This is a genomic window from Citrobacter sp. Cm046 (genome assembly GCF_030333065.1).
Taxonomy (GTDB): Bacteria; Pseudomonadota; Gammaproteobacteria; order Enterobacterales; family Enterobacteriaceae; genus Citrobacter; species Citrobacter murliniae.
In genome coordinates this window covers 359,795-381,301 of the sequence record NZ_JAOWGP010000030.1, presented here as the reverse complement: position 1 = coordinate 381,301, position 21,507 = coordinate 359,795, and the positions used below count along the sequence as shown (strand labels likewise).

Sequence of the window (21,507 nt, the reverse complement as noted above, 5' to 3'; positions counted from 1 at the left end):
TTGATAATGAGTCAACAACACACAACCCAGGCTTCTGGCCAGGGGATGCTGGAACGCGTGTTCAAGCTGCGCGAACATGGCACGACGGCGCGGACCGAAGTGATCGCCGGTTTCACTACTTTCCTGACGATGGTGTATATCGTTTTTGTTAACCCGCAAATTCTTGGCGTTGCGGGTATGGATACCAGTGCAGTCTTTGTCACCACCTGTCTGATTGCTGCATTTGGTAGCATCCTGATGGGACTGTTTGCCAACCTGCCGGTAGCGCTTGCACCTGCGATGGGGCTGAACGCATTTTTTGCCTTTGTAGTCGTCGGTGCGATGGGGTTGTCATGGCAGATTGGTATGGGCGCTATCTTCTGGGGCGCGGTTGGTCTGCTGCTGCTGACAATTTTCCGGGTGCGTTACTGGATGATCGCCAATATTCCGGTCAGCCTGCGCGTGGGGATCACCAGCGGTATCGGCCTGTTTATCGGCATGATGGGGCTGAAAAATGCCGGCGTTATCGTGGCGAATAAAGATACGCTGGTTTCTATCGGCAACCTGACTTCCCACAGCGTGCTGCTGGGCGTTCTGGGCTTCTTTATTATCGCGATTCTGGCATCACGCAACATTCATGCGGCGGTACTGGTCTCGATCATTGTTACCACTCTGTTGGGCTGGTTGCTGGGCGATGTCCACTACAACGGTATTGTATCTGCGCCGCCGAGCGTTATGTCCGTCATCGGGCATGTTGATCTGGCCGGTTCATTTAACATTGGTCTGGCGGGCGTTATTTTCTCTTTCATGCTGGTCAACCTGTTTGACTCCTCTGGTACGCTGATTGGCGTCACGGATAAAGCCGGCCTGGCGGACGCAAAGGGCAAGTTCCCGCGCATGAAGCAGGCGCTGTTTGTGGATAGCGTTTCGTCTGTTACCGGTGCGTTTATCGGTACATCTTCTGTAACCGCGTATATTGAATCCTCTTCCGGGGTTTCGGTCGGCGGGCGTACTGGCCTGACAGCGGTTGTTGTTGGTTTGCTGTTCCTGCTGGTTATCTTCCTTTCGCCGTTGGCGGGAATGGTTCCGGGATATGCGGCAGCCGGTGCGCTGATTTACGTTGGTGTACTGATGACGTCCAGCCTGTCACGTGTGAAGTGGGATGACCTGACAGAAGCCGTTCCGGCGTTTATTACTGCGGTAATGATGCCGTTTAGCTTCTCCATTACCGAAGGTATTGCGCTGGGCTTTATTTCCTACTGCGTAATGAAAATCGGTACCGGGCGCTTCCGTGACCTCAGCCCGTGCGTCATTGTTGTCGCGCTGCTGTTTGTACTAAAGATTGTGTTTATTGACGCACATTGATTTACCAGCCGCTTCAGCTTCACATTATGAAGCTGAAGCGGCTCCTCTGGTTATCCTGCATTATTCCTCCCCCTGCTAATTATCTTTTTCTGAATAAAAACAGACTGTAATTGATTAAAAATAATTATGAATAATAACCAAGGCTAAATATCTGTTTGGTCATAACAAGGTAAATAGCAAAATTGCACAACCGTTTCCTGGAAATCGTCACGGTTCATCCTATGACGCAGTGGTGCTGGCCTCGGTTGCGGTTTCAATTAGTTAAACACTCTGTTAATAAATTGAAATGTTTAAATTTCATTATTTTTGAAATATCAAAAATAGCCTTGATAAATGCAGGGTGCATTTCAAGTTTCGCATGCGTTTTTTTCGTTACTGTTTCTTATCTCTATAAAAAGGAATTCAGAAATGAAAAAGACGACCACTGGGATACTTTGTGTTTCTCTGCTTTTTCCATTATTCGCGTCGGCATCCAGCGTAACGCTGGATGGGCACTCGTTAACGCTGGATGAAGCCTGGGCTATCGCACAGGGACAAAAACAAGTCGATATTGCGTCAACCGCCATGAATCGCGTCGATAAAGCCAACAAACTATTGATGATCGCTGCGGGAAAAGGTGTCCCGGTTTATGGGCTAACCGTTGGTGTTGGTTTGAACAAAGACAAATCACTGTTTGATGCGCACGGGAAATTAACTCCGGAAGTTATCCAGGCGTCGCGTGAATTTAATATCAATGCACTGCATGCACATGCTGCAGGTGTTGGTCCTGATATGCCTGACGAACTGGTGCGTCTGGCGATGGTGATCCGTCTTAACACGATGCTGACGGGGAATACTGGCGCTCAACCGCAGGTTGCCAGGATGTACCAGCAGCTACTCAACAAACATATCACCCCTGTGATACCGTCGCGCGGTTCTGTTGGTGAAGCTGATATTACCCTCGCGTCCCATATTGGCGATGTAATGATTGGTGAATGGCGTGTGCGTGTGAACGGCACCGAGATGGCTTCCGCAAAAGCGCTACAACAAGCCGGCATCGCGAAACTCGAACCGCTCGGTAAGGACGCGCTCTCTATCCTCTCTTCAAATGCAATTTCCGCCGCGTATTCAGCCAAAGCGTTGCTGGAGTCCAGGCAGATTATCAACATTACGCCAGCGGTGTTTGGTTTGTCTCTGGAAGCGCTGGATGGCAACGTTGCACCATTCTTGTACCAAAGCTTAAGTGTGCGACCTTTCCCCGGTGTGCAGGATACCGGGGGAAGCATTCGTAATGCGCTAAGCGGATCTTATCTCTGGCAGCATCAGGACGGGCGCCCTTTGCAGGATCCCCTTTCTTTCCGTACGACGGTATTTGTGCTGAATGAAGCGCGTCGTGAATGGAACGAAGCCTGGCAGATGCTGGAAATTCAACTAAACAGCTCCGACGATAATCCTGCGGTGATTGTGGATGCAGACCACTCGTTGGCGGAGAACAGTCAGGTTGAGCAGTACTTTGTTAGTGCGAAAGATGCTAACGGTGAAACCATAAGCGGCGCGATTTTCCCTACCTCTAATTTTGAACCCCTCCCGCTGGCGCTGGCGATTCAGAACTTGTCTTTAGCAATGGGGCATCTGGCGCATAACAGCGTTCAACGCACGTTACACCTGTCTGATGACCATTTCACCGGTCTAAGCCGCTTTCTCGCGTCTGATACCAATCAGAAAGGACACGCTTTCGGTGCTATCCAGAAACCTCAGGTAGCGTTGCTGGCGGATATTCGCGATTTGGTTAACCCGGTCTCTCTCGATGGTCAACCGATGGCTGGAACCATTGAGGATACTTATACCAATAACCTGCGAGCCTCCAAACGACTGAGTCAAATTGCCGATGATATATGCAATATCTATGGTCTGGAGCTGTTGCACGCCAGTCAGGCTATCGATTTACGCAAGCAGAAAAACCCAGATCTGAAGCTGGGCGAACTGACAGGAAAACTCTTTGCTACTTATCGTGAAAAGGTTCCGTTTGTTACCCAGGATCGGATTTTCAGTGACAACATTGCGGACTCTTCTGCGATGGTGGCGTCATTCCCTGCCAGCTCACTGGTCAGCATGAAGACAGGGAGCAAATGACGGCAATGAAAAAAAACAGCGATGTGTCGCGGCGAGCTTTTCTAACCCAAAGCACAATCCTGGCGACAGGCGGCGCACTGGCGACGCTAACGGGAACGGCATGGGCGCAGGAGAGCTGCTCCCAGGTTCAGGGTGTTCGCTACCATAAAATTTACGATGTGATCGTGGTCGGGAGTGGTTTTGCCGGTTTGGCCGCCGCACTTGAAGCGGTGCAGGCCGGTCGCAGTGTTCTGGTTATTGATAAAATGCCTGTTTTTGGCGGTAACTCGGCGATTAACGGCGGTGCGGTCGCCGTTGCCGATTCTCCCCCGCAGCGAAAAGAGGGGATCGTCGATTCACCTGAGCTGATGTACAAGGACATGCTTAAGGCCGGACGCGGCCTGAATGATAAAGAGCAGCTGAAAATTCTGGTTGAGAATACGAACGCGGCGTATGAATTCACGCTTAAACACGGCGTAAAGTACAAACCGTTTGTACAACACTTTGGCGGCCATTCAGTCCCTCGTACGCTGCAAACCGTGGAGAGTTCCGGTGCGGGGATCACCCGTCCATTGAAAGAATCCGCCGCGAAAATGGGCGTGGTTTTCCGTTCTCAATGCAAGCTGGAATCTTTCCTGCAAAACGCGCAAGGGCGTGTGATTGGTCTGACGGTTCGCGATGGCTATCGATTCCCTGACGAACAAACCGGGCAGATTCGTCATTACGGCGCACGTTATGGCGTAGTGATGTGTTCTGGTGGTTTTTCTAATGATTTGCGTTTCCGCAAACTGCAAAACCCCATGCTGGATGAGCGAGTAGACTCCACCAACCATCCTGGTGCCACGGCGGAATGCCTGGTACACATGCTGCGTATTGGCGCAACACCCGTACAGCTAGATCTAATCCAGCTAGGTCCCTGGTCATCGCCGGACGAACGAGGCTTCGGCTATGTGTCGCAGTTCAATACTATCTCCGGTTTTCCCAACGGGATCATGGTCAACCCGCGTACAGGTCACCGTTTCACAAACGAACTTGCCGATCGCAAAGAGCGTGAAGAGGGCATTCTGGCGCAGGTAGATGAAAAAGGTAATCCACTTTATCCCATCTGCTTCACGACGCTGGAAGGTGCAAAACTGGCCCAGAGTCTGGGGCATGCATTGCACTATGGCGTAGCCTGGCAGTTTGACTCGCTGGAACAACTTGCGGCTCATTTTGGTATCCCTTACGCCACGCTGCAGGATGAGGTAGATGCCTACAATGCCGCTGTTGCACGTAAAGGCGGTGATCGGATGAAGAAAGATGTCAGTCGTGCTGTGCCGCTGGAGAAGGGGCCGTTTGTCGCGGTGCGCGTGTGGCCCAAAGTGCACTATGTCATGGGTGGGGTACAAATCAGCATGCGCGCGGAGGTACTCAATGCGGCGGATAGTCAACCGATCGCTGGGTTATATGCTGCCGGAGAAGCAACCGCGGGGTCACATGGTGGTAGCCGCCTCGGTAGTTGCGCCGTTGCAGACTGTCTGGTCTTTGGTCGTATAGCCGGTCTCAGCGCCGCCTCTGCAACCGCGGCGGATGATTCATTTGATGTTGGGGGAATTTAACATGGCGAAATTTTGCATGGCCTTGTTACTGCTGTTGACTGGCAGTTTTTCTCAACTTGGTGTTGCAGCAGATAACGAAGCCGCCTTTCACCAGCAACTGAATACGATGGCTGTTAAGCCTTATCATCATTCTCTGGAAGCCACCGGGCGCGATACATCATGCCAATTGTGTCATGGCGCCAGCACGCCAGTCGCCGCTCCAAATGATAAAGCATGCCTGAGTTGTCATGGAACGCGGGATCAGATTGCGGGATTAACGCAGCCAGATCCACATAAAAAGAATGCCGAGCCTAATCCGCATGATTCGATGCATTACGGCAAAGATGTTCCCTGCACTGCCTGCCATAACGAGCACAAACCTTCGGTTATCTACTGCAACAACTGCCACCTCTTTAAATATCCGGATATGAAGCCATGAGGGATATTATGTGTGGGCTCTTAAAGAGAGGTTTGTTTTGTCTGGTATCAGGATTGATATCGCTGTCGGGGTATTCCGCTCCGATCCTGACAGCGCAGCTCAATCAACCCTGTCAGGAATGCCATGCTGACAGTGACATTCAGGGAATATCAACCGATAAAGTGCAGGCTAATTTATTCGTCTCAATGGATAAATATCACGACAGCGTACATGGCAATGTGCCATGTATCGCTTGCCATCAGAGTCAGCCGGAAAGTGAGGGGTTTTCAGCCACCCCGCATGTGCTAAAACCCATTGGCGATAAGGTTTGTGAGAGCTGCCACGGCGTTGTGATGCGCGATACCGTGCATGCCATGCAGCAAAGCGTACATAATCAAAAGATTGCGAAAGGGCTGTTTTCCTGTACCTCCTGCCATAATGCGCACACGATGACGGCCGGGGAGATTAATCATCCAGATAAAAAACAAATCGCAGATGGTAATCTGATGTGCACCAATTGCCATTCGCGGGCAGGTGTATTTTCGCAGTTATCCGGGGGAAAGGCTTCTAAATCTCAGGATATGGCGCATTCAGCGCTACCTTATGCCACACAACACCTCAGTAGCCTGCGGTGTATTGATTGTCATGCTGATGCCACGGATACAACGTTGCACCGGATATTACCGGCCTCACAAACGATTGGATGTGAGCAGTGTCATGGTGACGGATCGCTGCTTAGTGCTCGCCACAAAACGTTTGCCCCTGATGAAAACACCATTGCTGGCAGTAAGTTGGGGAAAGGATTATTTGACGACCTTGCGCTCAGAAATAAACTGGCGGCGGTCGCGGTCTCAGCCCCTGTTGTTCGTCAGGTTGATGGTGCCCTGTTTACCGATACCTATATGATCGGCAATAACGGGAGTGGGCGAGTCGATCGTTTGTTTGCATACGTTCTGTGTGGATTCGTTATTCTGCTTATTTGCCATGGTTTGGGGCGACTTGTGATATCTCATCAGGCAACAGGCGGAAAGATAGAAAAACGTTATCTCTATACGTTGCCCGTTCGCTGCTGGCACTGGCTAAATGCACTTTGTTTTGCCGTACTTATTATCAGTGGTTGCGCATTGCACTGGGTAAGTTCTCGATTCTCTCTTTGGGTCGATGTACATAATATTACTGGCGTGCTTTTGTGTGTTATCTGGTTGGGCTTTATTCTGCTGGCCTGCTGCGGTAACGGACATCACTATCGGGTTCGTTGGCAGGGAATTATTGGGCGCCTGGTATGTCAGACTCGTTATTATTTGTATGGTATTTTTCGCGGAGAACCTCACCCGGAACATGCTTCGTCTGCGGCTAAATTTAATATCCTGCAACAACTGGGTTATATCGTCGTGATGTTTCTGTTGTTACCGCTACTGATTATCACCGGGTTATTGATGATGTACCCCGGTTATACCCCGGAAACCCTCTTCACATTGCCGGGTAAGCAAGTCGTTGCATATCTCCACTATGGTCTTGCTGTCACGATGGTGGCATTTATCATCATGCATCTGTATTTGTGCAGTACTGGTGATACGCCAGGTGCGCTGATTAAAGGAATGATTGACGGTTTTCATCGTACCAGGACGCGTAAATAAAGGCATTGCTCCCCTTTCCCTCATAAGGAAAGGGGAGTGCTACTATTTTTCTTTCACTGCAATACCGAGTTTCTTTATTTTGCTGTACAGGGTATTGCTATTCACACCAAGCAGTTCCGCAGCCCCACCTTTCCCTGAAATTTTCCCCCGCGTCTGGCGCAGCGCCAGTTGAATATGTTGACGCATCGCTTCATCAAGTGGCGCAATGGCATTGGTATTCATCTCGCCAGGCAGCATGATGTTGAGCTCATTGAGAGTGCCGCGAAAAAAGGCGTTTTCTAACAAACCAATTAATTCAGTAATATTGCCTGGCCAGTTGTACTCCCAAAGCAGGCGGAGGGAGTCTTCGCCTAAAACAGGTAAGGAGGTCTGTTTATGCTGTTTCGACAGGTATCTCAGATAGTGTATCAATAGAAGCGGAATATCGTTATGTCGATAACGGAGCGGAGGTAGCGTAATAACCTGACAGAGAATGTTAGCGTACCGTTGGCTTGTTATATTATGCTGATGAATGCTGTGATTTTCACTGTTACTGGGTATTTGAGTAGCTGAAAATGGTAGGGTCTGAATGGCTATAACCTGTATCTGGCAATATTCTCGGTAGTTTGAATGCAACCCCAGCAGAAAATTTTGCCAGCGCTCGGGTAATAACCTTATTTCATTTATCTGCAAAGACCCCTGATGCAATTCCAGAAATAAAGCAATGTTCGGTGGCAGAGCAAAATCGATAACCACCGTTTTGTCCACTTTTCCATTTTTTATGATTATCAATTGCCGGGCGGAGGCATCAAGTATTCCATAATAATGAATGCCGTTAGAATTGCGCTGTCGTAAAGCAGCTACAAAGGTTTTTTTTCCGACGCCCTCTTCACCCAACATCAGAATGGGTTGTTTACTATTTGCCAGTTCATCTAACGAATTATAAAGCTGGTACAGTGGGATATTGGACGGGCTGACAACGAATTGCTCATCTTCTTCTGATGCAGGAAGTCCTGGTATAAGAGGGGGGATATTTTTCAGTAAGAGGTTATGCCGTGACAGGGCAATGAAGGCAAGCAAGGAGAGCTCTCCTCGTACTGATTCAAACAACGCCGTATGCTGCGGTGTAAAGGCATTTGTATGGTAACTAAACACCCCCATTGCACCCAAACGCACGCCGTCCAGATGCATGCGCATCAGTATAAGGGATTTGATATTACGAAAGCAGGTATTTACAACATATTGAGTCAGCGGGCACTGACTCAGATTATCAATAAGTTGAGTGGAGAAATTATCCGAATAATCGAATTGTCGGGCAATGTTTTCAGGAATAGGGATGACATCCCGTTTCAGTCGTGCCGTTTTATGTGTCGCCAGTGCTAAAAACTGAATACAGCGGATGTCACTACGATAGTAGTTAAAAAAAATACCATCACATTCTATAGAATCTGGTATCGCCTGCAGGCAGGCATACATGGATTTCTCCAGCTGTGTACTGCTACATACTGCTGTCCGCAAATGTGACAAAGTCCTGTCCATGGCATATCCATTGTTCACGAGTGACAAGATGTCGGGAAAAAAAGAGTAGATATATTTATAAATAATATTATTACAACCGTAACAGTTGGTATAACTATGCCATAAATTGCCAGGAGAGAAAACAGAGGAGGGGATAATTCTGGAGCAGAGTCATAAATAACAGGAAATAAGATAATCCAGAAAGATTAGGCTCTTTCTGGATTATCTACAATCATCTGCGAATATTATGCGAACTCTTTTATGCTTTAACTCTCTGAATATATTCGCTAAAAGCAGTCAGCTGGCCGGTGAGATGATCCAACGTACTTTGATCAACCACTTCTCCGGTTTGTGGATCAACTTTGTTCTGAATGACGCCACCCATAAATTCCGGCTTGTTCATAACCATGGCGTCGAGAAATACCAGAATCTGGCGCAGATGGTACTGACAGCGTGCACCGCCGATTCCGCCCATTGAACTGGTCTGAATCAGAACCGGTTTCCCCGCCAGAGGTTGATCGGGCAGGCGAGACAGCCAGTCGATGGCATTTTTCAGTCCGCCCGGAACAGAATAGTTATATTCCGGCGTAACAATAACCACGCCATCGGCTTTCCTGATTTGTTCTGCCAGTGCTTCTACGCTTGCTGGAAAACCCTCTTCTTGCTGCAGATCGGCGTCATACAGAGGAAAATCACCGATAGAGGGTAATGCGTTGATTTCCATCCCCGCAGGAGCAATTTTTGGCAGCGTACGGGCAACCATTCCATTAAATGAACCTTTGCGCAGGCTCCCCAGTAACGTAACAACATTCAATGTTTCAGACATGGTTACTCCTGTTTCATCATGAAGGTTAAATCAGTTAAGCGTATAGCTCTTTGCTGCGGATAATTGTGAAAACCGGATCAGGCGACCCGTCGGCTCATTAGCGCGAGTCTGGATATCAGGCAAACATTTCCAATCCTGTTTACCATCAAACTCCCAAACCTTGAGTTTTTCAATAGCCGGCGTGACCGCGACTGACCATACCAATACATCTTCCGCATCGCAGATGGCTTCGATCTGCGCAGCATGGGCACATTTCAGACGCCCGGCACCGGGTAATAGCTGGAGCTCACGCGGGTCGTCATTGCACACATCACCGGTGAGTTTGAGTACGCTCTGGCGCAGAGTAATAAGTTGTGCGCGTGCTTCATTCGGATCGCTTTGGTTGTTGATCCACAGGTTTTCGTTACTGGAGAAATGGTAGGTTTCGGTTGAATGTGGATTATTAAACCCTCTGTTCGTCCGCTGAAGCTCCATATCCAGACCACATGCACCTTCAGTTGTCAGTGCGACACCAACCATATTTCCGGCATAAGAAATTGAAAAGCCAGGCAGATTTTTATCGCGAAAGACGGGCTTACCTTTGGCTTCAATAACAATGTCGGGCAGTGTGCTTGTGCCGTAAAGCATAAACATCAGTTCGGCGAGTAGGCTTCTGGAGGCCAGAAAGCGTGTCCGGCGGTGAGTCGGTAAATTGCTTGCTTCGATGTGGCATGGAGAAGGGAGACGAACTGAAACCAGGTGTCCCTCCGTAAGAATCCCTCTGGCAAAATGTGTCGCCATTTTTCGCTCCGTGATTAATGGTCCGTGATTATTACCAGAGTAACATTTACACGGCTTATAGGCAGGCTTTGCTGCCCAAAAAGTAGACGGAAACGAAATACATTACGCGACATTTACATTTCTGTAGCCAGCGTGGTTAATTTTGCAACAACATCGGGGGCGGATCGTTAGGTCATATCGCGATAAAGAGCCTTGATCGTCTCTTTTAACCAGACGATCTTAGGGTTGTGGCTGTTGCGTTTATGCCAAAGGAGGGTGAACGGTACGCGCATCTTCTCAAGCTGCGCAGCATCAAAAGGCATCGGACGCGCCACAAGCGGCAGCTGGTGAAGTTGGTTATAGCGCTTACAGTAGACTGGGGCCGTAGCTATCAACGCGTGATCCGGTTGCGCGGCCATAAACAGTGACTGCTCAAAACCAGGCAGACACAATGCGATATTTCGTTCGCGTCCCATCTCCTGGAGCACATCGTCCAGCGCCCAGGTATCGCTCTGCTCCCAGCTAATGCTGATATGGGGATAGCGCAGAAAAGTTTCCAGATTCCACTCTTCCCGCAATGCCGGATGATCCTCGCGCAACCAGACGCACGGGAGATCGGAAAACAACACCTCATAATCGATCGACAAAGGAAGCAGGCTGAGTAGTTCGCGCGATCGCGGATGGCTTTCGCGGCCGGTAAAACCGATATCTACCTCGCCACGAATAATCGCGTCCAGCGAATCGTAGTCCCAGTTGCGCACTTTGATCGTGGCCTGTGGATAACGCTGATAGATCTGCTGTGAGAGCGTGTTGAACATGATCATCACCAGCGGTGTTTCGGCCACCAGATCAAACTTCAATCCGCGCGGCGATTCGTGGTTTGGCTTATCAAGCAGTTGGTTACTCATCTGCATCCACTCCGCCAGGTTTTGCTCCATGCTGACCATCAGCGGCGTTGGCGTCAGCCCCAGTGGGGTGTTTACAAACAACGGATCGTCAAACCAGGCTCTCAGTTTCGACAACGATTTACTGACCGCCGAGGGCGTGACGCTCATCCGCTTAGCGGTTTTGGTAACGCTGCGCTCCTGCATCAGGAGCTGCAGACAGAGCAGTAAATTAAGATCGAGACTGCTGAGGGATTTCTTCATGAGTTGGCGCGGACCGGTCTGGAGCAACAGTGATAATCAGCATGATACTTACTATGCTACAACCAATCAGAATCCCGATCAGCATATTCAGCGCATCGAGGCCGAGGATAGCGGCCAGCCAAATCCACACTGATGAACCACAAACCTGGGCAATGCCTAATGTCGAGCTGGCCACGCCTGCACGCAGCGAGAATGGCCCCAGCGCCTGGCTCATGGCGACACCGAAGCCCACCGAGAATCCCGCACAGATTAAAGTCAGCCCAAACAGAGTGAGCGCATGCGTATTGGCGAGCGTTAACACGATGCCTGCAGCGAGAAAGAGCCCTTGCGAGGTTAGCATCAGAGTTCGAGGTTTAAACAGGCTCAGGGCGAACGGTGTGGAGAACGATACTGCCATACTGATACCCGCAGTCATTGCCATCGTGGTGGCGTATTCACCACGGTCGAAGCCCATTACTTCCATCAGTAGCACCGGAGAAGTATTCACGAAGGTCAGGATCACAGATACGCTGAGGGTGGTAATAGCCAGTCGGCTGAGGAAAAAGCGGTTCACTAGCGACTCTGCGATTTGGTTGGTTTCCGCAGATGTTGAATGCGTTGCCGGGCGCGATTCCCGCAGGATAAACACTGAGAGCAGACAAACGACTACGCCCATGCCCATCATCGTATAGAACAGGCTCTGCCAGGGGTATTTGAGCATGATCAGGTGCCCCATCACCGGAGCCAGAACTGGCACGATACAGGTGATACCGTTCAACAATGACAGCACCTTCGCCCGACGGCGATCGTCCAGCGTATCGCGCAGTATCGCAAACGCCACTACATAGCAGCAGCCCGCACCAACGCCCTGAATGAAACGCCCTACCAGGAATGGCGTGCCACTTTCGGCAAAGGAGCACAGGGCAGAGGCGAAAATGAATATCAGGGCACCGACTATAGCCACTGGTTTTCGCCCTGACTGGTCCGCTACCTTACCCGCGAATAACATTGCTGTCGCCATCCCGGCAAGATAAACGGAGAATGCGATGTGCAGTTGCGCCTCGCTGGCATTCAGATCGGCGGCAATTCGCGGTAATCCCACCAGATACATATCAATTCCGGCCGGATAGAGTAAAACAAGGGCAAAGCTGCAGATTAGAAAGCGTGTCATAGCGACCTCATGAGGAATGTGGCGCTAAGAATACGGGGAGAGACTCAGTAGTGCGAGTTGCCATTTGGACAACAGTGATTTCCTGATAGGAAAGCACTGTATAGCGGCTGGCATACAAAGACCACCAGGCCGGATAAGGCGTGAGCCGCTATCCGGCACTATTGCGCTCGATACAGAAGCTGGAAAGTCGTGCTAACTCGTTAATCTATCAGCGATACATTGCCTTGAAAACATGGCTATGGGCACATTCAAGGACACAAAAGCAGGATACTGCTTTGTTTTATGCGGTGCGCATAAAACAGCAAGAGACGACACCACGTTGGAAACTACTTCGGGTAGTTTTTAAGCACTTCATGTGAATATGACATTAGTGATGCTGGGGGAAATGTCGTTGATACTTTTAAACTTTAGAGAGGTTACTCACAGAATAATCAAAAAAAAACGACATATCTGGATCTCAAATTAAGCATGAGTATCATTAAGTTATCTCTGGAGGCTACTTGATAATAGTGAAAAATAAATGACAGTAAATAAAATATCTCTTGAATGGGCTATTGATTTTGTCAACCATCACTCTGATGGTGATCTTTTCCCTAAAAGCATAGAAATAGAGTCTATTGTGAATAACAAAGACGACTTTACGTCAATGATTGCTAACCATAACCTTAATGATTTTTTGCCTGGAAGTTGTAGGCGATTCATTGTGCCAAAAGATGAAGTGTCATATAGACAGGCAACTCAATTAGATCCACAAGATTCAATAATCCTTTCTGCATTAGTTTATGAATATGGAAATGAGATTGAAAAGTTAAGATTGTCAGATGACGTAGTGTTTAGTTATAGGTTTAGCCCTAATATTAATGATGGGTTGTATAGCAATAAAAAAGGATGGAATGATTTTTGGACAAAGGCTGAAATTCTAGCAAGAAGTTCAACGCATATTTTATATTGCGATATAGCTGATTTCTACAATCAAATCTATCATCACACCGTTGAAAACCAGTTAATCTCTGCTGGGTGGCCAAATCAAGCCATTAAGTGGTTAATATCGCTATTGGAATCGACCACAGCTGGAGTTTCACGAGGTGTTCCTGTAGGCCCACATCCAATTCATCTTATAGCTGAGGCCACATTAATACCAGTTGATAATAGCCTGAATAGTGCAGGTTATAAATTCATTCGATATGCAGATGATATATTGATTTTCTGTAAGTCAGAGAAGAAAGCAAAATTCGCCTTATCAAATTTGGCAACTATTTTAGATCGGCAGCAAAGATTAACATTACAGCGGCACAAGACAAAAATATTAAAACCTGTTGAATTTTTCTCTATCTGTAGAGAGATGATTGAAGATCGCCCTATAAATAATCATGAAGCAAGTTTACTGAGTATAATCAAGAAATACTCTGGTGGTAATCCATATAAAACTATTTCATATGCAGAAATTTCTACAGATGATTGGTCTTTAATATCAAATATTGCTATAGAGGAAATAGTTAATGAATATATTAATTCTACGCCTGTTGATTATATAAGGTTACGCTGGTTTTATCGCCGGATTGCCCAGATTGGGCATCCTGGAGCAATAAATGTGTCTTTAGAAAATTTAGAGAAACTAGAACCATGTTTTGCTAATATATGTTTTTACTTAGGTTCAATACAAACAATAGCGCCAAATGAATGGAAGAAGATTGGTACGAAACTTCTGAAGCTGTATAAACTACCAGAGGTGCAATCAAATGAATATTTCAGATTGCTAATTCTTAGTGTTTTTAGTAAGAATAGTTATATAAACCACTTCTCAAAATTACGTGAACTTTATCAGAAATCTGACCCGTTCATTAGGAGAGAGATAATATTGGCAGCTAAGACCAATAGAGCATATGATTGGGTGAGGGAATTGAAAGAGCATTATCCCTCGATGGACCCATGGCAGCAAAGAGCAATGATATATGCTGTTTCAGGACTTGCAAAAGATGAGAAGAAGTACTTTCTCCAGCGAGTTACGGTGAAAAGGCCTTTTGAGATGGCTTTGTCTAAATGGTCAAAAAATATTTGATTCTATATCTCAACAGGCATGGTGTATGGCTGTTGAGATGCTTTTTATAGCTGATTTTTATATTATTTTTCTATTCGTATCATTCCTTTATCCCTTAGGCATTCAAGAACAATTAAACTATGCCTAAGTAATAATGCACTCCTTGCAGGGTCAAACCAAGTTCCATTAAATTTTCCCCCATGAAATAGATTGTTTCTAACACGCCCTATATGGCCAAATAAGGCTTGGACATTAATTTCATTATTATTGACATCTTTCCATACTATAACTCCATTTACAACCACTTGTGCTTTAGGTGGATTTTTTAAAATATAATCAGCAGATGCACTACTTTCGCCTAGTAAATCCATGAAGTTTTTCCCTACAACTTTATTTGCATAACTATCCCAATCAACGATAATTTTATTTCTAATGGTTTGGAAAAAATTTTCTTTTTTCAAAAAATATTCATATTGAGCAAATAGTTTGAAAAATTTAAATGCAAAACTATCTAATTCAGCATCAGTGATGTCATTTTCTTTTAATTCTTCCATTATGGTCTCCGGAATCGTATGCGTATAATTTATTATCAGTGATTTTTCTGAGACGATTATATAGAGAATCAACAGTTAATATCTATAGTTTTTCTATTGATATTTCTTTATAGTGCAAGTGTTGCGGTAAAACCGCAACCGGAATTGGCGTTCCGAATTATCACGAGTGTCGGTAGCGATGTTTGCAGTGCTACTGGCGCGGCCTGCGCTCGCCCCTTCAATGGTGGCTCAGGCAGGGGCTTCGAAAGAAGCGCCGGGTCGTGATAACCGGTACGCCAACCCTGTCTGGGTCACCACCAGTGAGCCTGGCGTCTCCGGTGGTGGCGTTAACCTGCTTATCACGAAGCGGAGCGCTGCATATGTGTCCTGTCCTTGTATCTTCCGTTGCACCAGCCTCCGCCGGAGGTATCTATGAAAATCACCGTAGAACAACCCTCAGCCAGAGAACTGGTCGATCGCTCGCGAGTCCTGGTGCATGTGATGCTCGAGCATCCTGACGATATCGGCCCGAATTATGCGTTGCTTCTCATCCTTGCCGACCAGCTACAACTATTAAGGGATGCTTTTGAAGAGGATGAGATCAGACGGCTTAGAGACGAGAAATTACCTCAGTAATTCTTACAGCGACCACAGCATCAGGGACAGATGTTGTGGTTGATTCCCCCACCAGCTTTTTCCTGGCTGGCTCCCCCATATTCTCTGAGGTGAATTCCATGGTCACAGCAATGGCGCGGGTTGACAGGGCATCCCCCATCTTTCGCTGTTAAAGGTGAATAATGTGGGGGGAGTCGAGTACTTGGCAGTGTATCCCCCCACATATTCCGAGTTCTACCATCATTCCCCCGTATCCGGGAGCCGGATCTGTTCTCCATCGAGCACAATCAGTTGCTCGCGCAGCAGCTTCTCCAGCCAGCGCGAAAATTTCTTCTCGACGTTAATTCCCTTAGCCCGTAGATCGTCGCGCAAGAGCGCGCGGGTACAAGGCTTATTCTGGCTGATGCGTTGGTTAATACAGCGCCATAACGCCGTATGGTTGCGGGTGATATGAGGAACGCCGGATGGAATGCCGCTACTCAGTAAGTCATCGTCAGGTTGCCGGGGCTCGTCATTCAGCACCAGTGAGGTTACTGGTTCGCCATCGCTATCGGTATAGATAACAACTTCCTCAAGATCGTAGGCGGTGACCTCCGGCATCTCAGCATCTTTCATCTTTGTACAACTCAGGGTGATAGCGTTGCGACGTCCCTCGCGCCTGACGTTAAACTCGGCATCCAGCGCGGCCTGAAAAGCACTTGAACCGCGAGCGCCTCGTTCCTGATCCTTACCCGAGTGATGAACGATCATCATCGCTGCGCGCGTATGATACCGAATGGCGTCGCAACCCTGGATGAATGCGCCCATATCCCGCGCGGTGTTTTCATCTGAGTTACCAAAACAGCGGGCCAGCGTATCGAGGATGATCAGCCGTACCGGCATTCCGGTCATGTTCTGAATGTCCTTTGCCGCCAGGATAACCTGCTCGATGCTTCCCGGAGCGGCTGGAAAGATCGGGCAGTCGACGCGAAACAGGTTATCGAGCGCCATCTCATCATTAACGCTGAGCTCCCAGGCGCGGATCCGCCGCGATACACCGGTTCCTCCCTCTCCGGCGATAAACAGCACGGCCCCTTGATTGACTCGTCTTCCGCCCCATGACGTACCGCTGGCAATATGGCACGCCAGCGATACCGCCAGAAAGGATTTAAAAGAGCCGCCGGGGCCGTAAATACTGCACAGCGCCCCGGCGGGAATAAGTCCTTTCACCAGATAATCCTGACTGGTGTTAAACCCTTCCGAGCCCCGGCGCAGCGGAAGGGAGGTGGTAAGAGTACGGTCTGATGCTGTCATGACTACGACCTGAGATTTGCAGGAAGCTGCTGGTTGAACACAATCCGGGAAATGGATTCACCGTAGTGACGGTAAAATTCATCCCAGTCGCTCAATGTGGTGTCTGCAGGGAGAACCACACAGCCCTTCACTATTTCTGCTGCGGCGGTTGCATTCAGCAACCCGGTATTTTTCTCCTGACTGCAATCATTATCGCCAGCCAGGATAAGGTGGCATTCAGGCCACTGCGCCCGGAAAGCGATGGCCACATTTTTCAGGTTGTGTGCCGACAGGGCAGCAACGACCGGAAAATGATGAAGGCATGAGACCGCAAGCGCGGTTGCATATCCTTCGGTAATGATGATGCCTTCTGGTGGTTTGTTGTCCGGTGCCCAGGGTTCCGGTCTACCGTTGCGGCTCGCCTGATGTACCGGGCAAAAACAATCCTTCAGATGGCTACCGGGCAGCAGGTACTTTTTCCCTCCAGGATGAATGAATTGCGCACCTGTTAGCTGCGCGCCTGTATTTCGAATTGGCAATACCAGCGTACCCGCCCCGAAATGCACGCCGCAGATTGTCCGGCTACTACGTTCAGTCAGAAGCCACTGGGCTCGTCGCCAGCCTCGCGTTGTCAGATACGGCGCTTCTCCGGATTCACAATGGCGAAGCAGTGTCTTAATACGTGATTCCATATTCAAAGCCTGTGATTTTTCCCTGGCTGGCGGAACCAGCGGTACAGGATCCATGTCCTGCACCATTCCGGCGGCCGCAACCAGTGCGCAACCGAAGAAGCGGGAAACCAGATCCAGTCCGTCACCTGCGCCGCACTGATTACAAAACCATGTGCCGCGCCCCTCCAGATCATCCATCCTGAAGCGATCCTTACCCCCACAACAGGGACACGGGCCATGCCGATGATTTGGTGGAATGAAAATGCCAAGTTGTTCAAATATTTTCGGCCAGTTATTGCGTGCCCGATCGGAGACGGCAGAAACGTAATAGCTCATGATTGCCTCCCATACACCTGCTGGATGTAGCGCCCTCGACCATCGCCATGACCAAGATCCATCGCAACCATCGCCCTGGCTTCCTTTATACTCAGCCCCAGTCCCTGGTAGTGCGCCATCGCCTCCTGCGCCCATGAATAGCGCAGACTGTGTGGTGCATAGGGGCCAGTCAGCCCTGCGCGAACTGCGCTGGCACGCCAGTAATTCATTGCGGCGCGCAGATCGGGCTTATTGAGCAAACGTCCCCCGCGTTGTGTCATCAGGGGGATAGCCTGGTTCAGGATGCTGCGTAGCCTTTCAGGTTCGAGCACCACCGTCTGACGGGAACGTGATCCTTTGGTGCCAAAAACCACCTGCAATCGATTTTCTCCACGCTCTAACGCAGCGGCCCATGTCTTCAGAGACTGACAACACTGCACCGCTTCCTGTGAACGCAAACCCATTGCTCTGGCAAGCTCCAGCGTCAGAGCCAGCCCTTCATCCTTTTCATGAAAAGTAGACAGCGCCGACAACCAGCGTTCTGAGGTTAATGGCAGATGCGTTCCTGCCCGGCTGGCGTTACCTAGTCCGAGCGCTTTATTGCTGATGCGCTCTGATTGGGCAAATTTTTGACGTCCAGACTGAGCAAGGATGGTGCGTAGGGCGGCCATCTCGTTTTGTAGCGTGCGTGGCGTAATTCCTGCTTCCCGTCGTGCCATCACGTAGCTTTCGATATGTGACGATTTCAGATGCTGGAGATCCTGAATCTGGATATTCAGCTTATGCAGATGCTGGCTTAAACGCCCGGCGATACGGAGGCGATCATGGACTGTTTTAAAACTGCCGCCAGCCAGCAGGGCGAGTTTTTCCATGCGTTTTGTAAGTTTCGACATAGCTATTCTCCACTCAATTCTCCGACGCGCGGTTGGACACAGCGTGCTGTGCTGAACGATACCGGTGCGCCGGAGAATGCGCGGATGAGGTATGACGGGGTACGGTGATGCACGAATGCAGCCGCCTGCTCAGGCAGGTATATCCCCACAGGTAAAATAACCTGTCCTCCGGTATCGGTTCGGTAGTGCTGGTTTCTCCTCCTGGTAAGTGAATTTCTGACATCTGTTTGAGTGTCAGCCTGTTTGTTGTAGTGAATTTGCAGGCAGTAGCTGGGTTGAAGCTGATCTGCGCGCTGGCGTCACTTTCACTCGCTTACGCTCTTAAAAGTGACGCCGCGTTTTGCAAATTCAGCAGGAAGTACGGACGCAAAGCCTTTGGCAATGCCGTCCGACTTCTCTACAGCGTTCTGTCTGTCGCTACGCTTGCAACAGGGTAGCGATAAAGGGTGTGGTCACCTGTATCGAGACAGGAGGTCAGTTTCAGACCACGCTTCGTTCCCTGGTTGACCGGGGGGCTGACCACCAAAGGCGCTTCTTACAGGTCGCAGTTCGTCTTAGAACAGGAAGCTTTTAGGGGTACTGCTATGAGTTGGGGATAGGGTAGATCTGGGGGAGGGGGAAAGCTGTGGGAAACTGTTTCTGGGAATTGAAAATTCTAAATTACAACAAAGTTAATCGTTACAATGGCAGCAAAAATTATAATGCCAATAATAAATTTAAATTAATATTACTGGCATCATTTTTTGAAAATCCATTATAACTGCTTTGCTTGTACTTCAACACTTACGCGAGAAACGTCATATTGTGATGTTGAAATAGGGGTTGCTAATGTTGGATCGAATAAGGCTAAGTTTATTCCCTCGCTTACAGAACTCCTGTAAATTACGCCATGAAAACCAATTTTTTTAATGAATTCGCATAAATATTGACTGGGGATATAATCAATGGCAGCACTTCGAGGTAACACAGGACGAGTTAACTCCTCTCCTAACTTTTCTAGAAAAGGTATGTCTGCCCGCATTTTTCCTATTTCTTGTGCATCGGATAGGACAAAAGGAGAAACATGTTTTCTCGGCTCTCTTAAATCAACAATAATTAGTTCTTCTGGTATTTCAAACTCAGCTACTGTTGCTATTTCACCTGTGTGTGGTCTAATCTCAGAGATCGCAGTATCTGGCATAGATCCTAAATATAAATATGGAATGCCTGTGGGGTTCGCTCGTCCATGACTAGCATACCGACTTGGAGGTGCTCCCATATCTTCAATTTTATATGGAGTATCTGTTTGGTTTATCCTTGCTCTGAACCATATTCGTGGGATATTAAATGCTTTTAAATGGTTAAGTAATTCTTGTAGTCTTTGAGTATCAATTTTCTCATCGAGGAAGTATCTGTTTTTGTGAAGGATCTCATCTCGTAATGTATCCCATTGCGCAAGGCCAGTGCTTTTATAATTTTCGGAGGGAGAGAAGTTCTTTCGTACTATATCTCCGTCATCGAGAATTTCTCCCAATAAATCTTTAGCATGAGCATTGTCCATTGTTGAATGGGAAAATAAACACCAATCTTCTTTTAGCCATTCAACAAGATTTTTCCCTTCAGGATTTATTTCATAGATATTTATCAGCAGTTCAAAATAATCCAACAAGAGTTTAGGATCAATAATATCAACATCTTGACTATTACAAAAAGAACAGTTTCCTTTTTGCGGCATCAATGTAGGGATTATATTATTTCGCAATCCGATATCATTGAAACATTCAGCACAACACATTCTAATCATTTCTAGCCCCTAAAATAATTAGCTAATGTTTCAACATGGTGCCTCATTGAGAGTTTTTTGACGGTTCCCAATCCAGGGAAATGGCCTTTTGCATGCAACGCTCGAAATTCTAAAATAGCTGAGGTCTCCAATACAGGAGAATTATTCTCATTTATTGTTGTAATGAGTTTTTCAAGTGCCTGACCGAATTTCCCCGCAGGGTCTGTTGGTGTATCTCTTGTTGTTGAAACAAAGTGATAAATATACATAACATTTTCTTTTTTAGATTCTAAGAACGTGAGATGTATTGCTACCGCATATGCCGGACCACCACCTTCAGTATAGTCATCCCCAACGATTAAAAAATCGCCAAATCCATCCATTCCTTCTTCCCCGAAGGTTATATGAAGGTCTGAAAACTCTTCAATAGGAGGATAATCAGCATTTTTTCTCTTTTTAAAACCATCGCGAATTAATATTCTTTCGCAGCCGTTAAAATGTTTCCTATAGAGTTTACCGCAGTAAAGTTCTAAGAAGATATGTTTGGATACTCGACCATTTGTTTTTTCTGATAAAGAGCGGGGCTCAGAAAATCCAGAGTGGATGAAACAAGGTTGATGTTCGGCATGTTCATCAAGCAACTCTATGATATCTTCTTCATCCATCCCTTCATTTAATAGTATCCCTGCAAAAATGTTTTCATGTCCATGAAAACTATCTTTCAATAATTGCGAGATATTATGCCCATTTGTTGAATGGTCACCATATGAAGGATTTACTATTACAATAGCTTTACCTTTAGCTTCACAGATAGCTTTTAGTGTTTTTTCTAATCCATTCAGGGTTTCTTTAACTGGTTCAATAATTGGAATGAAACCAGCCTGAGCCATCGTCTCTGCTGTCTCACGAATTGCTATTAACTCAAACTGCTTACCTCTAAAATATGGATAGTACATAAGTT

Annotated in this window: 20 protein-coding genes; 8 read left to right on the top strand and 12 right to left on the bottom strand. The window is 47.7% G+C overall.

Translation table 11 applies throughout. The features are described 5' to 3' along the window. Positions 1-6: 6 nt before the first annotated feature. The 5 genes from adeP to phsC all read left to right on the top strand — a co-directional run bounded on the left by adeP (position 7) and on the right by phsC (position 7,067). Positions 7-1,344: an adenine permease AdeP gene (adeP, locus tag OGX98_RS03450; RefSeq protein WP_045448984.1), complete on the top strand. Its 1,338-nt coding sequence runs from the start codon at positions 7-9 to the stop codon at positions 1,342-1,344. Between the two features lie 408 nt (positions 1,345-1,752). After that, the gene (locus tag OGX98_RS03445) at positions 1,753-3,456 is read left to right on the top strand and encodes an HAL/PAL/TAL family ammonia-lyase (RefSeq protein WP_225761318.1); all 1,704 of its coding nucleotides are present in this window, start codon (positions 1,753-1,755) and stop codon (positions 3,454-3,456) included. Then, positions 3,453-5,033, top strand: a complete 1,581-nt coding sequence (locus tag OGX98_RS03440; RefSeq protein WP_286594830.1) for a flavocytochrome c — start codon at positions 3,453-3,455, stop codon at positions 5,031-5,033. Before OGX98_RS03445 ends, OGX98_RS03440 begins: the two co-directional genes overlap by 4 nt. A gap of 1 nt (position 5,034) precedes the next feature. After that, positions 5,035-5,451 carry a cytochrome c3 family protein gene (locus tag OGX98_RS03435; protein WP_052369300.1) on the top strand — a complete coding sequence of 139 codons (417 nt, stop codon included), beginning with the start codon at positions 5,035-5,037 and terminating at the stop codon, positions 5,449-5,451. Positions 5,452-5,459: 8 nt separating this feature from the next. Further along, complete coding sequence (gene phsC / locus OGX98_RS03430) at positions 5,460-7,067, top strand: thiosulfate reductase cytochrome B subunit (RefSeq protein ID WP_286594829.1); 1,608 nt, start codon at positions 5,460-5,462, stop codon at positions 7,065-7,067. Between the two features lie 42 nt (positions 7,068-7,109). Here phsC and OGX98_RS03425 read toward each other — a convergent pair whose 3' ends face one another. The 5 genes from OGX98_RS03425 to OGX98_RS03405 form a co-directional block, all read right to left on the bottom strand. After that, positions 7,110-8,522: an AAA-type ATPase lid domain-containing protein gene (locus OGX98_RS03425; RefSeq protein ID WP_286594828.1), complete on the bottom strand. Its 1,413-nt coding sequence runs from the start codon at positions 8,520-8,522 to the stop codon at positions 7,110-7,112. 301 nt (positions 8,523-8,823) lie between these two features. Continuing rightward, positions 8,824-9,390: an NADPH-dependent FMN reductase gene (locus OGX98_RS03420; protein ID WP_045448979.1), complete on the bottom strand. Its 567-nt coding sequence runs from the start codon at positions 9,388-9,390 to the stop codon at positions 8,824-8,826. Positions 9,391-9,420: 30 nt separating this feature from the next. Further along, a complete protein-coding gene (locus OGX98_RS03415; protein WP_045448977.1) occupies positions 9,421-10,170 on the bottom strand; it encodes a 4'-phosphopantetheinyl transferase family protein in 750 nt (249 codons plus the stop codon). Positions 10,171-10,337: 167 nt separating this feature from the next. After that, on the bottom strand, positions 10,338-11,297 hold the full coding sequence (gene yidZ / locus OGX98_RS03410; protein WP_045448976.1) for an HTH-type transcriptional regulator YidZ: 960 nt from the start codon (positions 11,295-11,297) through the stop codon (positions 10,338-10,340). Continuing rightward, entirely contained in the window at positions 11,266-12,447 is a 1,182-nt protein-coding gene (locus tag OGX98_RS03405; protein WP_045448974.1) for an MFS transporter, read from the bottom strand. Before OGX98_RS03405 ends, yidZ begins: the two co-directional genes overlap by 32 nt. A 520-nt stretch (positions 12,448-12,967) precedes the next feature. Between OGX98_RS03405 and OGX98_RS03400 the strand changes: the two genes are divergently transcribed. Then, on the top strand, positions 12,968-14,506 hold the full coding sequence (locus OGX98_RS03400) for an RNA-directed DNA polymerase (protein ID WP_286594827.1): 1,539 nt from the start codon (positions 12,968-12,970) through the stop codon (positions 14,504-14,506). Positions 14,507-14,568: 62 nt separating this feature from the next. Here OGX98_RS03400 and OGX98_RS03395 read toward each other — a convergent pair whose 3' ends face one another. Then, complete coding sequence (locus OGX98_RS03395) at positions 14,569-15,039, bottom strand: hypothetical protein (protein ID WP_249263703.1); 471 nt, start codon at positions 15,037-15,039, stop codon at positions 14,569-14,571. A gap of 178 nt (positions 15,040-15,217) precedes the next feature. Between OGX98_RS03395 and OGX98_RS24035 the strand changes: the two genes are divergently transcribed. Further along, positions 15,218-15,454, top strand: a complete 237-nt coding sequence (locus OGX98_RS24035) for an ash family protein (protein ID WP_071609141.1) — start codon at positions 15,218-15,220, stop codon at positions 15,452-15,454. Next, positions 15,451-15,654: a hypothetical protein gene (locus OGX98_RS03385; protein WP_015959185.1), complete on the top strand. Its 204-nt coding sequence runs from the start codon at positions 15,451-15,453 to the stop codon at positions 15,652-15,654. Before OGX98_RS24035 ends, OGX98_RS03385 begins: the two co-directional genes overlap by 4 nt. A 219-nt stretch (positions 15,655-15,873) precedes the next feature. On the opposite strand, the gene OGX98_RS03380 is transcribed toward OGX98_RS03385, so the two are convergent. The 6 genes from OGX98_RS03380 to OGX98_RS03355 form a co-directional block, all read right to left on the bottom strand. After that, positions 15,874-16,926: a helicase RepA family protein gene (locus tag OGX98_RS03380; protein ID WP_286594824.1), complete on the bottom strand. Its 1,053-nt coding sequence runs from the start codon at positions 16,924-16,926 to the stop codon at positions 15,874-15,876. Between the two features lie 2 nt (positions 16,927-16,928). After that, on the bottom strand, positions 16,929-17,912 hold the full coding sequence (locus OGX98_RS03375; protein WP_286594823.1) for a primase-helicase zinc-binding domain-containing protein: 984 nt from the start codon (positions 17,910-17,912) through the stop codon (positions 16,929-16,931). Further along, positions 17,909-18,784 (bottom strand): integrase domain-containing protein, encoded by an 876-nt coding sequence (locus tag OGX98_RS03370; RefSeq protein ID WP_286594822.1) that lies wholly within the window; start codon positions 18,782-18,784, stop codon positions 17,909-17,911. The genes OGX98_RS03375 and OGX98_RS03370 overlap by 4 nt, the downstream gene beginning before the upstream one ends. A gap of 397 nt (positions 18,785-19,181) precedes the next feature. Further along, positions 19,182-19,310, bottom strand: a complete 129-nt coding sequence (locus OGX98_RS03365; protein WP_286594820.1) for a hypothetical protein — start codon at positions 19,308-19,310, stop codon at positions 19,182-19,184. Positions 19,311-19,538: 228 nt separating this feature from the next. Continuing rightward, a complete protein-coding gene (locus OGX98_RS03360) occupies positions 19,539-20,567 on the bottom strand; it encodes an RES family NAD+ phosphorylase (RefSeq protein WP_286594819.1) in 1,029 nt (342 codons plus the stop codon). 2 nt (positions 20,568-20,569) lie between these two features. Next, the gene (locus tag OGX98_RS03355) at positions 20,570-21,502 is read right to left on the bottom strand and encodes a sce7725 family protein (RefSeq protein ID WP_047050320.1); all 933 of its coding nucleotides are present in this window, start codon (positions 21,500-21,502) and stop codon (positions 20,570-20,572) included. Positions 21,503-21,507 lie beyond the last annotated feature (5 nt).